At 71.6% G+C, this 12,484-nt stretch carries 11 protein-coding genes; 10 read left to right on the top strand and 1 reads right to left on the bottom strand.

Going from position 1 to position 12,484, the window contains the following annotated elements; all coding sequences use genetic code 11:
- Positions 1-3: 3 nt before the first annotated feature.
- The 9 genes from BLV76_RS00625 to rodA all read left to right on the top strand — a co-directional run bounded on the left by BLV76_RS00625 (position 4) and on the right by rodA (position 9,341).
- Positions 4-1,002 carry a hypothetical protein gene (locus BLV76_RS00625; RefSeq protein WP_090967399.1) on the top strand — a complete coding sequence of 333 codons (999 nt, stop codon included), beginning with the start codon at positions 4-6 and terminating at the stop codon, positions 1,000-1,002.
- A 26-nt stretch (positions 1,003-1,028) separates the two neighbouring features.
- Positions 1,029-2,387, top strand: a complete 1,359-nt coding sequence (locus tag BLV76_RS00620) for a bifunctional folylpolyglutamate synthase/dihydrofolate synthase (RefSeq protein WP_090967398.1) — start codon at positions 1,029-1,031, stop codon at positions 2,385-2,387.
- Entirely contained in the window at positions 2,384-2,854 is a 471-nt protein-coding gene (locus BLV76_RS00615; protein ID WP_245734478.1) for a DUF4233 domain-containing protein, read from the top strand. The genes BLV76_RS00620 and BLV76_RS00615 overlap by 4 nt, the downstream gene beginning before the upstream one ends.
- 29 nt (positions 2,855-2,883) lie before the next feature.
- Complete coding sequence (gene ndk, locus BLV76_RS00610; RefSeq protein WP_090967397.1) at positions 2,884-3,309, top strand: nucleoside-diphosphate kinase; 426 nt, start codon at positions 2,884-2,886, stop codon at positions 3,307-3,309.
- Between the two features lie 256 nt (positions 3,310-3,565).
- The gene (locus tag BLV76_RS00605; protein WP_175539505.1) at positions 3,566-4,609 is read left to right on the top strand and encodes a rod shape-determining protein; all 1,044 of its coding nucleotides are present in this window, start codon (positions 3,566-3,568) and stop codon (positions 4,607-4,609) included.
- On the top strand, positions 4,609-5,547 hold the full coding sequence (gene mreC, locus BLV76_RS00600; protein WP_090967396.1) for a rod shape-determining protein MreC: 939 nt from the start codon (positions 4,609-4,611) through the stop codon (positions 5,545-5,547). Before BLV76_RS00605 ends, mreC begins: the two co-directional genes overlap by 1 nt.
- Entirely contained in the window at positions 5,544-6,056 is a 513-nt protein-coding gene (mreD, locus tag BLV76_RS00595; protein ID WP_090967395.1) for a rod shape-determining protein MreD, read from the top strand. The genes mreC and mreD overlap by 4 nt, the downstream gene beginning before the upstream one ends.
- Positions 6,053-8,167 (top strand): penicillin-binding protein 2, encoded by a 2,115-nt coding sequence (mrdA, locus tag BLV76_RS00590; RefSeq protein ID WP_090972133.1) that lies wholly within the window; start codon positions 6,053-6,055, stop codon positions 8,165-8,167. Before mreD ends, mrdA begins: the two co-directional genes overlap by 4 nt.
- Positions 8,168-8,171: 4 nt before the next feature.
- Entirely contained in the window at positions 8,172-9,341 is a 1,170-nt protein-coding gene (gene rodA / locus BLV76_RS00585) for a rod shape-determining protein RodA (protein ID WP_090967394.1), read from the top strand.
- On the opposite strand, the gene BLV76_RS00580 is transcribed toward rodA, so the two are convergent.
- Positions 9,338-10,300 carry an endonuclease/exonuclease/phosphatase family protein gene (locus BLV76_RS00580; RefSeq protein ID WP_090967393.1) on the bottom strand — a complete coding sequence of 321 codons (963 nt, stop codon included), beginning with the start codon at positions 10,298-10,300 and terminating at the stop codon, positions 9,338-9,340. The two genes, rodA and BLV76_RS00580, sit on opposite strands and share 4 nt — an antisense overlap.
- 156 nt (positions 10,301-10,456) lie before the next feature.
- Between BLV76_RS00580 and BLV76_RS00575 the strand changes: the two genes are divergently transcribed.
- Positions 10,457-12,430: a TIGR03960 family B12-binding radical SAM protein gene (locus tag BLV76_RS00575; protein WP_090967392.1), complete on the top strand. Its 1,974-nt coding sequence runs from the start codon at positions 10,457-10,459 to the stop codon at positions 12,428-12,430.
- Positions 12,431-12,484 lie beyond the last annotated feature (54 nt).

Here is a 12,484-nt window from a genome sequence, read left to right as displayed (position 1 = left end):
CAGATGCGCAGGTTCGCGGCCCTCACCCTGTCCCTCGTCGTGACGGCCACGGCGTCGTCGCCGGTCCTCGCCGGGGAGGCACCCGAGCGCCGGGCGCCGGTGCACGCGGTCGGCGGGTGCGAGCTGTTCCCGGCGAGCAGCCCGTGGAACCAGCGGGTCGACCAGCGGCCGGTGTGGAGGCACTCGCAGGCGATCGTCGGCACGCAGGCGGCCGGGCACGAGCTGCACCTCGACCTCGGCACGACCGAGGAGTACTACGGCATCCCGGTCAACGTCGTCGACGAGGAACAGCCGCTGCTGCCGCTGCAGTTCGGCGTCGGCGGCGAGGACTACCGCGACGAGAGCGACCGCGGCCCGGTCTTCGTGCCGGCCGACGCGCTCATCGAGGGCGGCAGCACGCGCGACCCCGACCCGGCCGAGGGCGACCGTCACGTGCTGACCGTGCGGCGCGGCACCTGCGACCTCATCGAGCTCTACGCCGCCGAGCGGGTGCGCGACGCGGCTGGCGACGTGGTCGCCTGGCGGGCCGCGTCCGCCGCCCGCTGGGACCTCTCCTCCACCCGGCTGCGGCCGGCGGGGTGGACGTCCGCCGACGCGGCCGGGCTGCCGATCCTGCCCGGGCTGCTCTCCTACGACGAGGCGGCCTCCGGCCGGATCACCCACGCGCTCCGCTTCACCCTGCCGAGCGCCCGCAGCGCCTACACCTGGCCGGCCCGCCACTGCGGCCCCAGCGGCAACACCGCGCGGAACCTGCCGGCGTACGGCATGCGCTTCCGGCTCAGGAGGTCGTTCCCCACGAAGGGCTACACCGGGGCGGCCAGGGCGATCGTGGTGGCGATGAAGCGGTACGGCCTGGTCTACGCCGACCAGGGCTCCTCGATGTACGTCACCGGCACCGCCGACCCGCGCTGGGAGGACGCGATCGACCAGTTCCGGGCCCGCCCGCTCGACGGGAGGTCGCTGGAGGTCGTGAAGCCCTGGCGGCGGATCGTCTCCTGCTGACCCGCGGCCCATAGACTCGGCACGAGATGACTGAGACCCCCGACGCACCCCGCCTCGCCCAGACCTTCGCCGAGGTCGAGGACGCCCTGCTCTCCCGCTGGCCGGAGACCAAGCTCGAGCCCAGCCTCGACCGGATCGAGGCGTTCACCGAGCTGCTCGGCGAGCCGCAGCGCTCCTTCCGGTCGATCCACCTGACCGGCACCAACGGCAAGACCAGCACCAGCCGGATGGTCGAGACCCTGCTGCGCGCGCTCGACCTGCGCACCGGCCGCTTCACCTCCCCGCACCTGGAGAAGATGAGCGAGCGGATCAGCATCGACGGCGAGCCGCTCGACGACGAGACGTTCGTCCGCGCGTTCAACGACGTGGCGCCCTACACGCACCTCGTCGACGCAGAGCAGGACCACCCGCTGAGCTTCTTCGAGACCATCGTCGGGATGGCCTACGCCGCCTTCGCCGACGCCCCCGTCGACGTCGCGGTCGTCGAGGTGGGGATGGGCGGCGCGTGGGACGCGACCAACGTGATCGACGCCGACGTCGCCGTCGTGCTCCCGATCGCCGTCGACCACGAGAAGTACCTCGGCGCGGATCCCGCGACGATCGCGGTCGAGAAGTCCGGGATCATCAAGCCCGGATCGGTCGCCGTGCTGGCCGAGCAGACCCCCGAGGTCGCCGCCGTGCTGCTCGCGCGCGCGACCGAGGTCGGCGCGACGATCGCGCGCGAGGGAGTCGAGTTCGGCGTGGTGCACCGCACCCCCGCCGTGGGGGGTCAGGTCATCTCGCTCCAGGGGCTCCGCGGGCACTACGACGACATCTTCCTGCCGCTCTACGGCGCCCACCAGGCGCAGAACGCCTCGCTCGCGCTGGCCGCGGTCGAGGCGTTCGGCTCCGGCGAGCTCGACGCCGACCTCGTCCGGTCAGCGTTCGCCGAGGTCACCTCGCCCGGCCGCCTCGAGATCATCCGGCGCAGCCCCACGATCGTGCTGGACGCGGCGCACAACCCCCACGGCGCCGAGGCGCTCGGCGAGGCGCTCGAGGACTCCTTCTCGTTCAGCCCGCTCGTCGGTGTGATGGGCGTGATGGAGGACAAGGACTACGAGGGCGTGCTGGCCGCGCTGGAGCCGCACCTCGCCTACCTGGTCTGCACCCAGAACTCCACGCCGCGCTCGATGTCCGCCGCCGCCCTCGGGCGCGTGGCCGTCGAGATCTTCGGCGAGGACCGCGTCAGCGTCGTGCCCGACCTGGGCGAGGCCATCGAGCGGGGCGCCACCCTCGCCGAGGCCGGCGAGGCGATCGACGTGTCCATCGGCTCCGGCGCTGTCCTGGTCACCGGGTCGGTGGTCACCGTCGGCGAGGCCCGCGCGCTCCTGAAGGCCCGCCGATGAGCGACGGGAGCGACGGGGCCGTCGGACCCGCCACTGCCGTCGCCACCCCCGAGCGCTCGCCGCGGCGGGGCATGGCGGCTGCGGTCCTGACCCTCGAGGCGATCACGCTCGGCCTCACCACGCCGGTGATGATCACCATCGCCGACGTCGACACCGGCACCGCCCTCGGCGTCGGCCTCGGGCTGGCCCTGGTCTGCATCGTCCTGGCCGGAGCGCTGCGCGCCGAGTGGGCCTACGCGGCCGGGTACGTCGTCCAGGTCGCCGCGATCGCGCTGGGCTTCGTGGTGCCGGTCATGTTCGGCCTCGGCGCCGTCTTCGCCGCGCTCTGGGCGGGGGCGGACGTCCTCGGTCGCAAGATCGAGCGCGAGAAGGCCGCCGCGTGGGCGGCGTACCACGCCGAGCAGGCCGCGCTGGCCGAGCAGGACAGGGACCCCCGGGCGGACCAGCCGGGGGACCAGCAGGAGTGAGCCCGGTCACCGCTGGCTAGGCTGCGCGCATGACCGACGTCCAGCGTTCCCTCGTCCTCGTCAAGCCCGACGGCGTGCGCCGCGGCCTCTCGGGCGAGATCCTCCGCCGGATCGAGGCCAAGGGCTACACGCTCGTGGCCGTCGAGCTGCGCGAGGCCACCGAGGAGATCCTCGCCGCCCACTACGCCGAGCACGAGGGCAAGCCGTTCTACGCCCCGCTCGTGGAGTTCATGCTCTCCGGTCCGGTCCTCGCCGTCGTGATCGAGGGCCAGCGCTGCATCGAGGGCTTCCGCTCCCTCGCCGGCGCCACCGACCCGACCACCGCCGCGCCCGGCACCATTCGCGGCGACCTCGGTCGCGACTGGGGCCTCGCCGTCCAGCAGAACCTCGTCCACGGCTCCGACTCCGAGGAGTCCGCCGCGCGCGAGATCGGGATCTGGTTCCCATCGCTCTGACTCAATTTGGTTTCCCCGCCTCTGCGGTGAAACCGGAACTTCAAGGGGCGTACAAACCCCCAGAAGTTTGGGATTCACCGCAGAAGCGGGGAAACCAAGAGGAAGACCCGCCGCCGCATCTTTCACCCCAGCCCCACCAGCCCCGCGCGTGTCCTGCCGGAAACGAAGCAGGGACGTACCTAACCTGAGCGTGGGTCGGCAGCACCGCTGACCCACCTTCCCCGGTACGACCCGACCTGCAAGGGCAGCAGCGGCAATGGCACTGAACAGCATCACAGGGGGCTTCATCGGCCGCGACATGGCCGTGGACCTCGGCACCGCCAACACGCTGGTCTATGTCCGCGGGAAGGGAGTCGTGCTCGACGAGCCGTCGGTCGTCGCGATGAACACCACCAACGGCGAGGTGCTCGCCGTCGGCCACGAGGCCAAGCGGATGATCGGGCGCACACCCGACAACATCGCCGCCATCCGGCCGCTCAAGGACGGCGTGATCGCCGACTTCGAGGCGACCGAGCAGATGCTGCGCTACTTCATCCACCAGGTGCACCGCCGACGCTACTTCGCCAAGCCGCGCATGGTGATCTGCGTGCCGAGCGGCATCACCGCGGTCGAGCAGCGCGCGGTCAAGGAGGCCGGCTACCAGGCCGGCGCCCGCCGGGTCTACATCGTCGAGGAGCCGATGGCCGCCGCGATCGGCGCCGGGCTGCCCGTCCACGAGGCCACCGGCAACATGGTCGTCGACGTCGGCGGCGGCACCACCGAGGTCGCCGTGATCAGCCTCGGCGGCATCGTCACGAGCCTGTCCGTGCGGACCGCCGGCGACAAGATCGACCAGTCGATCATCGCGTGGATGAAGAAGGAGTACTCCCTGATGCTGGGGGAGCGCACCGCCGAGGAGATGAAGATGTCGCTCGGGTCGGCCTTCCCGCTCCCGAGCGAGCCGGACGCCGAGATCCGCGGCCGCGACATGGTCTCCGGCCTCCCGCGCACCGTGGTGGTGTCGAGCTCCGAGCTGCGCCAGGCGATCGAGGAGCCGATCCACAGCATCATCGACGCCGTGCGCACCACCCTCGACCAGACCCCGCCCGAGCTGGCCGGCGACATCATGGACCGCGGCATCGTCCTCACCGGCGGAGGCGCGATGCTTCGCGGGCTCGACGAGCGGCTGCGCCACGAGACCGGGATGCCGGTCCACGTCGCCGACGACCCGCTGTCGTCGGTCGCCTACGGCGCCGGCAAGTGCGTGGAGGAGTTCGAGGCCCTCCAGCAGGTGCTCGTCTCGGACGTGAGGCGCTTCTGATGCGGGGCTTCTCACCCCAGGCCGGGCGCGAGCGTCGCTGGACCGGCCTCGAGCGGCTCGAGCAGCGCAACCGCCCGCCGCGCTCGCTGCTCGTGGCGCTGGTCCTGGCCAGCATCACCTTCATCACCCTCGACGTGTCCGGCGGCGGCAGCTCCCCGCTGGAGCCCGTACGCCGTGCCGTCGGGGAGGCGTTCGGCCCGGCCGAGGCGGCCGCCGATGCCGCCGTGCGCCCCTTCACCGCCGTGCCGGCCTGGTTCCGCTCAAAGGGCGACCTGCGCGACCAGGTCCGCGACCTCGAGGCGAGCAACGCCGAGCTGAAGAACCAGGTGGAGCTCGCCGGCTTCGACCGCAACCGCCTGGAGCAGTACGACGGACTCACGAGCGCCGCCGAGGACCTCGGGTCCGCCCTCGTCCCGGCCCGCGTGGTCGCGATCGGCTCGCGGCAGTCGCAGAGCTTCACCGTGACCATCGACGCCGGCTCCGACGCCGGGGTCGGCCCGGACATGACGGTCGTCAACGACGACGGCCTGGTCGGCCGGGTCCTGCGGGTCACCCGCAGCACGGCCACCGTGCTGCTGATCATCGACCCCGACTCCACTGTCGGCGGGCGGGTCGGCTCCAGCATGGAGATCGGCTTCGTCACCGGCAGCGGCTCGCTCACCTCCGACGCCGCGCTCGACCTCCGGCTCGTGGACGACGCCTCGGTGCCCGCCCGCGACGACACGGTCGTCACGTGGGGGAGCACCACCGGTCCCTACGCGCCGGGTGTGCCGATCGGCACGATCACCGAGGTCTACAGCTCGGTGCGCGAGGCCTCGCAGCGCGCGGTCGTGAAGCCGTTCGTCGACTTCTCCGCGCTCGACGTCGTCGGCGTGATGGTGCCGAGCGGCTCGGCGAGCGACCGGGCGATCGTCGAGGCGGACGGGAGCCTGCGATGAGCCACCTCCGCTGGCTCGCCGCGCTCGGCGCCGTCGTCGTGGCGACCGTGCTCCAGGTCTCGCTCTTCCCGCACGTCGCGTGGCACGGCATCGTGCCCAACCTCGCGCTCCTCGTCGTGGTGGCGGCCGCACTCACCGTGGAGGCGCCCTTCGCGCTCGTCCTCGGGTTCGTCGCCGGCCTGACCCTCGACCTCGCCCCACCGGCCGACCACATCGCCGGCCGCTGGGCGCTCGCGCTCACCATCGCCGCGTTCCTCGCCGCCCGCGTGCGGCAGGACCAGAAGCCGAGCGCGCTCGCGGTCGTCGGCACCGTGGCCGCCGCGTCGTTCGTGGCCACCTCGCTCTTCGCACTCAGCGGGGTGCTGCTCCGGGACCCGACGATGTCGATCTCCGGCCTCCTCGAGGTGGTCCTGGTCGCCGTCGTCTGGGACGTGCTGCTGACCCCGTTCGTGCTGCCGCCGCTGATGAAGCTCTTCACGCGCCTGAGCCCGCAGTGGGCCACCTCGTGAGCCCCTTCGCCCAGAAGAGCCGGCTCCGCCTCGTCGTCGTGCAGGTCCTCGCGTTCTCGCTCTTCGCCACGCTCTTCGTCCGCCTCTACTACCTCCAGGTCATCGGCGGCGACGCCTACCAGGCGCAGGCCGCCAACCAGTCGGTCCGCGACATCGTCGTGCAGCCGCAGCGCGGCCTGATCCTCGACAGCCAGGGTCGCCCGCTCGTGGCCAACCGCACCTCGTGGGTGATCTCGGTCGACCGCACCCTCCTCGGCAAGCTCGACGCCGACTCACGCACCGAGCTCATCCGCCGCGTCGCCGTCGTGGTCGACGAGAAGCCCGCCGACGTCGAGGCGAGCCTGGTGACCTGCGGCGACCCCGGCAGCGTCAAGGACGTCTGCTGGAACGGTTCGCCCTACCAGCCCGTCCCGGTCGCCTCCGACGTCTCCAAGGACGTCGCGCTGCGGGTGCTCGAGCAGCCCGAGGACTACCCCGGTGTCGTGGCCGAGCAGCAGAGCGTGCGGTCCTACCCGCGCCCCTTCGGCATCAACCTCGCCCACGTGCTCGGCTACCTCAGCCCGGTCACCGAGGACGAGTACGACCTCGCCGTCGAGAAGGACGACGAGTCCCTCAACGGCGCCTCCGTCGTCGGTCGCGCCGGCGTGGAGAAGCAGTACGACGAGTGGCTGCGCGGGCTGCCCGGCTACCGCCGCGTGGCGGTCGACTCGATGGGCCGCGTGCTCGGTGACGACTCCACCGTCGAGAGCACCCCCGGCGACACCCTCGTCACCTCGATCGACGCCAAGGTCCAGTCGGTGGTCGAGAAGCAGCTCGCCGAGCGCATCGCGACCCAGCGCGCCACCCTCGACCCGGTGACCGGCCGCAACTTCGAGGCCGACTCCGGCGCCGCGGTGGTCCTCGACGCGAGGACCGGCCGGGTCGTCGCGATGGCCAGCCAGCCGACGTACGACCCCGACGTCTGGACCGGCGGCATCAGCGAGAAGCAGCTGCAGCGCCTCTACTCCGAGGACGCCGGCACCCCGCTGCTCTCGCGGGCCACGCAGGGCCAGTTCGCGCCCGGCTCGACGTGGAAGCCGTTCATGACCGCCGGCGCCCTGACCAACGGCTACCCGATGGACACCGTCCTGCCCTGCTCGTCGGGCTTCCAGGTCGGCAACCGCGTCTTCAAGAACCACGAGTCGGCGGCCGAGGGCAACATCGGCTTCGTCCGCGCGCTCGAGGTCTCGTGCAACACGTTCTTCTACCGGATCGGCTTCAACTTCTGGCAGCGCTTCGGGAGCGACCCGGCCGATGTCGACGCCAAGGACCCGCTCGTCGCGATCGCCAAGAAGTTCGGCTTCGGCTCGCGCACGGGCATCGACCTGCCCGGCGAGGCGCCCGGCCGGATCGCCGACCGGAAGTGGAAGCAGGCCTACTACGAGTCGCAGAAGGACTATTACTGCGACCTGAGCAGCAAGCCGCAGGACGACTCGACGAGCGACTTCGTCTACCGCTTCGCCCGCGAGTTCTGCCTCGAGGGCAACCTCTACCGCGCCGGCGACGCGGTGAACTTCTCGATCGGCCAGGGCGACACGATCGTCACCCCGCTCCAGCTCGCCCGCGCCTACGCCGCCCTCAGCAACGGCGGCACGCTCTACGCGCCGACCGTCGCCAAGGCGATCGTCAGCCCCGAGGGCAAGGTGCTGCGCCGGATCGCGCCGAGGAAGGTCGCCCAGGTCGACGTGCCGCAGAAGTACCTCGACTTCATCGACTCCGCCCTCCAGGGCGTGACGCGCGAGGGAACCATGGCCTGGAAGATGGGCGGCTTCCCGCTCGACCAGGTCACCGTCCGCTCCAAGACCGGCTCGGCCGAGGTCTACGGCAAGCAGTCGACCGGCTGGGTGGCCTCCTACACCAAGGACTACGTCGTGGTGATGATGATCAGCCAGGCCGGCACCGGCTCCGGCTCGACGGGTGACGGCATCCGGGCGATCTGGGAAGCGTTGTACGGCGTCGACGGCGAGGCGGTCAGCCCCGCCCGGGCCGCGACGCCCGGCACCGTCCCGCCGACCAGGCTGCCGCAGTTCCTGAATGACGGCTCGATCATGCCGCCGGCCGTGGGGGAGTGACGCCATGACGATCCTGCAGGCCCGCCCGTCACGCCCGGGCCAAAGCGCCAGCACCCTCCGGGCGCCGGGACTCGACTGGCTGCTGATGGCTGCGTCGCTCGCCCTGGTCGCGCTCGGCACGCTGCTCGTGTGGTCGGCCACCTCGACCCGCGCCGACCTCACCGGCGGCGACGCCAACGCCTACCTCCGCAAGCAGCTGGTCAACGTCGCCATCGGCCTGGTGCTGATGGTCGCGGTCATGGCCACCGACCACCGGTGGGTGCGGATCCTGGCCCCACTGGCCTACGTCGCCAGCGTCGGCGGCCTCGTGATGGTGCTCGTCGCCGGCAGCACGATCAACGGCTCGCGCTCGTGGCTCCAGATAGGAGGGATGTCGATCCAGCCGTCGGAGTTCGCCAAGCTCGCCGTCGTGATCGGCATGGCGCTCGTCGTCGCCGAGCGCACCGAACGCCGCTGGGGCCGCACCGTCCGGAGCCTCGAGGTGGTCGCCATGCTTGCCATCGCGGGCGTCCCCGCGGCACTGATCCTGCTGCAGCCCGACCTCGGCACCATGCTCGTGCTCTCGGCCACCGTGTTCGGCGTCCTCGCGGTGGCCGGTGCCGGCCGGCTCTGGCTCGCCGGGCTGACCGTCGGCGCGGTCGTCGGAGCGACGGTCGCGGTCGTGGGTGGCGTGCTCAAGCCCTACCAGGTCGACCGGTTCCTCGCCTTCACCAACCCCGACCTCGACCCCCGCGGCGCCGGCTACAACGTCGAGCAGGCGCGCATCGCCGTCGGCAACGGCGGCCTCTTCGGCCAGGGCCTCTTCGAGGGCTCGCAGACCCGGTCCGGCTTCGTCCCGGAGCAGCACACCGACTTCATCTTCACCGTCGCCGGCGAGGAGCTCGGCCTGGTGGGCGCGGGCATCCTCATCCTGCTGCTCGCCGTCGTGATCTGGCGGTCGCTCACCATCTCCGCGCAGGCGGGCGACCTCTTCGGCCGGGTCGCCGCGGCGGGCATCGCCTGCTGGTTCGGCTTCCAGGCCTTCCAGAACATCGGCATGTGCCTCGGCATCATGCCGGTCACCGGCGTCCCGCTGCCCTTCGTCTCCTACGGCGGCAGCTCGCTCTTCGCCGGCATGCTCGCCCTCGGCCTGCTGCAGAACATCCACCTGCGCTCCACGGCCCCACGGCGCTAGCCCTCGCCCGAGTCCTTGCCCGAGTCCTCGCCACAGGTGTCGGGAGCCGTGAGCCGGACGTCGGCCCAGAGCCGGTTGTGGTCGGAGGCGCCCGAGGGTGCGACCTGGCTGACCAAGGGCTTGAGGCCACGGACGAAGAGGTAGTCGATCTTCCGGCCGCCGCGGCTGGTGTCCTCGCGCCCGACGCCGGAGGTGGTCCACGTGTCGGTGAGCTGGCGGCCGATCGTGGCGACCGCCGCGGAGGCGGGCCAGGCGTTGAGGTCGCCGCCGAGCACGACCGGGAGGTCGTCGTCGGCCAGCACGTCGGCGACCTGCTGCGCCTGCGCGAGGCGTACGGCGGGACGGGTCGCGTCGAGGTGGGTGTTGTAGACGCGCACCGGGCGACCGTCGACGTCGATGGTCACCCACTGCAGGCCGCGGGCCTCCGAGCGCGGGTTGCGCACGAGCGGGATCCGGCCCTGCTGCACGACGTCGTACTTGCTGAGGATGAGCGTGCCGTACTGGCCGGAGCCGCGCACCAGGTTGGAGCTGAACGAGCCGTCCATGCCGACGGCGTCGGCGAGCACCTCGGCCTGGTCGACCGACCCGGTCCGCAGCATCTTCCGGTCGACCTCCTGCAGCAGCACGATGTCCGGGTCGATCTCGAGGATCTCCTCGGCGATCGCGTTGACCGTGCCGGTGGAGCGGTGGGTGTTGAACGACAGCAGCCGCAGCCGCAGCGGCTGGCGGAACTGCTGGCAGACCAGGTCCTCGAGCCCGGCGGGCGGGGACGGCACGGTCTCGGCGTCGGTCGGATCCTGGCTCGGCTCGACGACGACCGGGTCGCTCGGCGTGACGTCGGACCGGTCGGGGGTGGAGGTGCGCTCCTCCGGGCTGTTGTCGCGGAGGAACAGGAGGGCCAGGATCGCCACGATCACCACGACCGCGCCGATGCGCAGCCACTCCTCGCGCCGCCCCATCGGCCCCCCTCCGTGTCGCGTGCTCGTCCGGCCGTCGCTCGTCCGTGGTTAGGCCCGTCCGGGCGCGGCGACGTAACCTTGATGATCGCCCATCGGGCCAACCTTCCCCGCATCCCCCCGCAGTGCCAGCCACCACAGATCGAGGTGTTCGCAGACATGTCCGTCGCGTCGGTGTTCCCGCGCCTGGAGGCCAAGCTCCCGTCGGTGCAGAAGCCCATCCAGTACGTCGGCGGCGAGCTGAACTCGGTCGTCAAGGACTGGGACTGCGCCGCGTCGTCGGAGGCCGGCGGCCCGACCGTGCGCTGGGCCCTGATGTATCCCGACGCCTACGAGGTCGGCCTGCCCAACCAGGGCGTGCAGATCCTCTACGAGGTGCTCAACGAGCGCGACTGGATCCTCGCCGAGCGCACCTACTCGGTGTGGCCCGACATGGAGCAGGTGATGCGCACCGGCGACGAGCAGGGCCGGATCCCGCAGTTCACCGTGGACAGCCACCGACCCGTCGGTGCCTTCGACCTCTTCGGCCTCAGCTTCTCCACCGAGCTCGGCTACACCAACATGCTCAACGCCCTCGACCTCGCCGGGATCCCGCTCCACGCGGTCGACCGCGGTGAGGACGACCCGGTCGTCATCGCCGGCGGCCACGCCGCCTTCAACCCCGAGCCGATCGCCGACTTCATCGACGCCGCCGTGCTCGGCGACGGCGAGGAGGTCGTGCTCGCGATCTCGGAGGTGGTGCGCGAGTGGAAGGCCGAGGACCGTCCCGGTGGTCGTGACGAGCTGCTGCGCCGGCTCGCGGTCACGGGCAACATCTACGTCCCGCACTTCTACGACGTCGCCTACGCCCCGGACGGCGTCATCGAGGCCGTCGTGCCCAACCGGCCCGGCATCCCGTTCCGCGTCCGCAAGCACACGCTGATGGACCTCGACCAGTGGCCCTACCCGGCCAACCCGCTCGTGCCGCTCGCCGAGACGGTGCACGAGCGGTTCTCCGTCGAGATCTTCCGCGGCTGCACCCGCGGCTGCCGCTTCTGCCAGGCCGGCATGATCACCCGCCCGGTGCGCGAGCGCTCGATCAAGACGATCGGCGACATGGTCGAGAACGGCATCCGCAAGTCCGGTTTCGAGGAGGTCGGCCTGCTCTCGCTGTCGAGCGCCGACCACACCGAGATCGGCGACGTCGCCAAGGGGCTCGCCGACCGCTACGAGGGCTCCAACGTCTCGCTGTCCCTGCCCAGCACGCGCGTCGACGCCTTCAACATCACCCTCGCCAACGAGTTCTCCCGCAACGGCCGCCGCTCGGGCCTGACCTTCGCCCCGGAGGGCGGCTCGGAGCGGATGCGCAAGGTGATCAACAAGATGGTCAGCGAGGAGGACCTGATCCGCACCGTCGCGACGGCGTACTCCCACGGCTGGCGCCAGGTGAAGCTCTACTTCATGGTCGGTCTCCCCACCGAGACCGACGAGGACGTGCTCCAGGTCGCCGACCTCGCCAAGCGGGTCATCGCCAAGGGCCGTGAGGTCACCGGCCGCAACGACATCCGCTGCACCGTCTCCATCGGCGGCTTCGTGCCGAAGCCGCACACCCCCTTCCAGTGGGCCGCGCAGCTCGACCACGAGGCGACCGACGAGCGGCTCCGCCTCCTGCGCGAGGTCGTCCGCCAGGACAAGAAGTACGCCCGGGCGATCGGCTTCCGCTACCACGACGGCAAGCCCGGCATCGTCGAGGGCCTGCTCTCGCGCGGCGACCGCCGCGTGGGCCGGGTCATCGAGGAGGTCTGGCGCGACGGCGGTCGCTTCGACGGCTGGAGCGAGCACTTCTCCTACGACCGCTGGATGGAGTCGGCCGACAAGGCGCTGGCCGGCACCGGCGTCGACGTCGACTGGTACACCACCCGCGAGCGCGGCTACGACGAGGTGCTGCCCTGGGAGCACCTCGACTCCGGCCTCGACAAGGACTGGCTGTGGGGTGACTGGGAGGACGCCCTCGCGGCCGCCGAGGGCGCCGACATCGAGATCGAGGACTGCCGCTGGACGCCGTGCTACGACTGCGGCGTCTGCCCCGAGATGGGCACCGAGATCCAGGTCGGGCCGACCGGCCAGACGCTCCTGCCGTTGTCCGTGGTCTGACCCGCGTTGCCGGCCGAGCGCGCAGGGTCCCTGCGGTAGCCTCGACCGCCGACG

This window comes from Nocardioides exalbidus (assembly GCF_900105585.1).
GTDB classification, from domain to species: domain Bacteria; phylum Actinomycetota; class Actinomycetes; order Propionibacteriales; family Nocardioidaceae; genus Nocardioides; species Nocardioides exalbidus.
This window is presented reverse-complemented; position numbering and strand designations above follow the sequence as displayed.

Bases quoted from the DNA above. Each gene is read 5' to 3' on its own strand.
- mreD (WP_090967395.1), top strand. From the start codon at position 5,544: ATGAGCCACCTCCGCTGGCTCGCCGCGCTCGGCGCCGTCGTCGTGGCG.
- BLV76_RS00575 (WP_090967392.1), top strand. From the start codon at position 10,457: ATGTCCGTCGCGTCGGTGTTCCCGCGCCTGGAGGCCAAGCTCCCGTCG.
- ndk (WP_090967397.1), top strand. From the start codon at position 2,884: ATGACCGACGTCCAGCGTTCCCTCGTCCTCGTCAAGCCCGACGGCGTG.
- BLV76_RS00580 (WP_090967393.1), bottom strand. From the start codon at position 10,300: ATGGGGCGGCGCGAGGAGTGGCTGCGCATCGGCGCGGTCGTGGTGATC.
- BLV76_RS00620 (WP_090967398.1), top strand. From the start codon at position 1,029: ATGACTGAGACCCCCGACGCACCCCGCCTCGCCCAGACCTTCGCCGAG.
- BLV76_RS00625 (WP_090967399.1), top strand. From the start codon at position 4: ATGCGCAGGTTCGCGGCCCTCACCCTGTCCCTCGTCGTGACGGCCACG.
- BLV76_RS00615 (WP_245734478.1), top strand. From the start codon at position 2,384: ATGAGCGACGGGAGCGACGGGGCCGTCGGACCCGCCACTGCCGTCGCC.
- BLV76_RS00605 (WP_175539505.1), top strand. From the start codon at position 3,566: ATGGCACTGAACAGCATCACAGGGGGCTTCATCGGCCGCGACATGGCC.
- mreC (WP_090967396.1), top strand. From the start codon at position 4,609: ATGCGGGGCTTCTCACCCCAGGCCGGGCGCGAGCGTCGCTGGACCGGC.
- rodA (WP_090967394.1), top strand. From the start codon at position 8,172: ATGACGATCCTGCAGGCCCGCCCGTCACGCCCGGGCCAAAGCGCCAGC.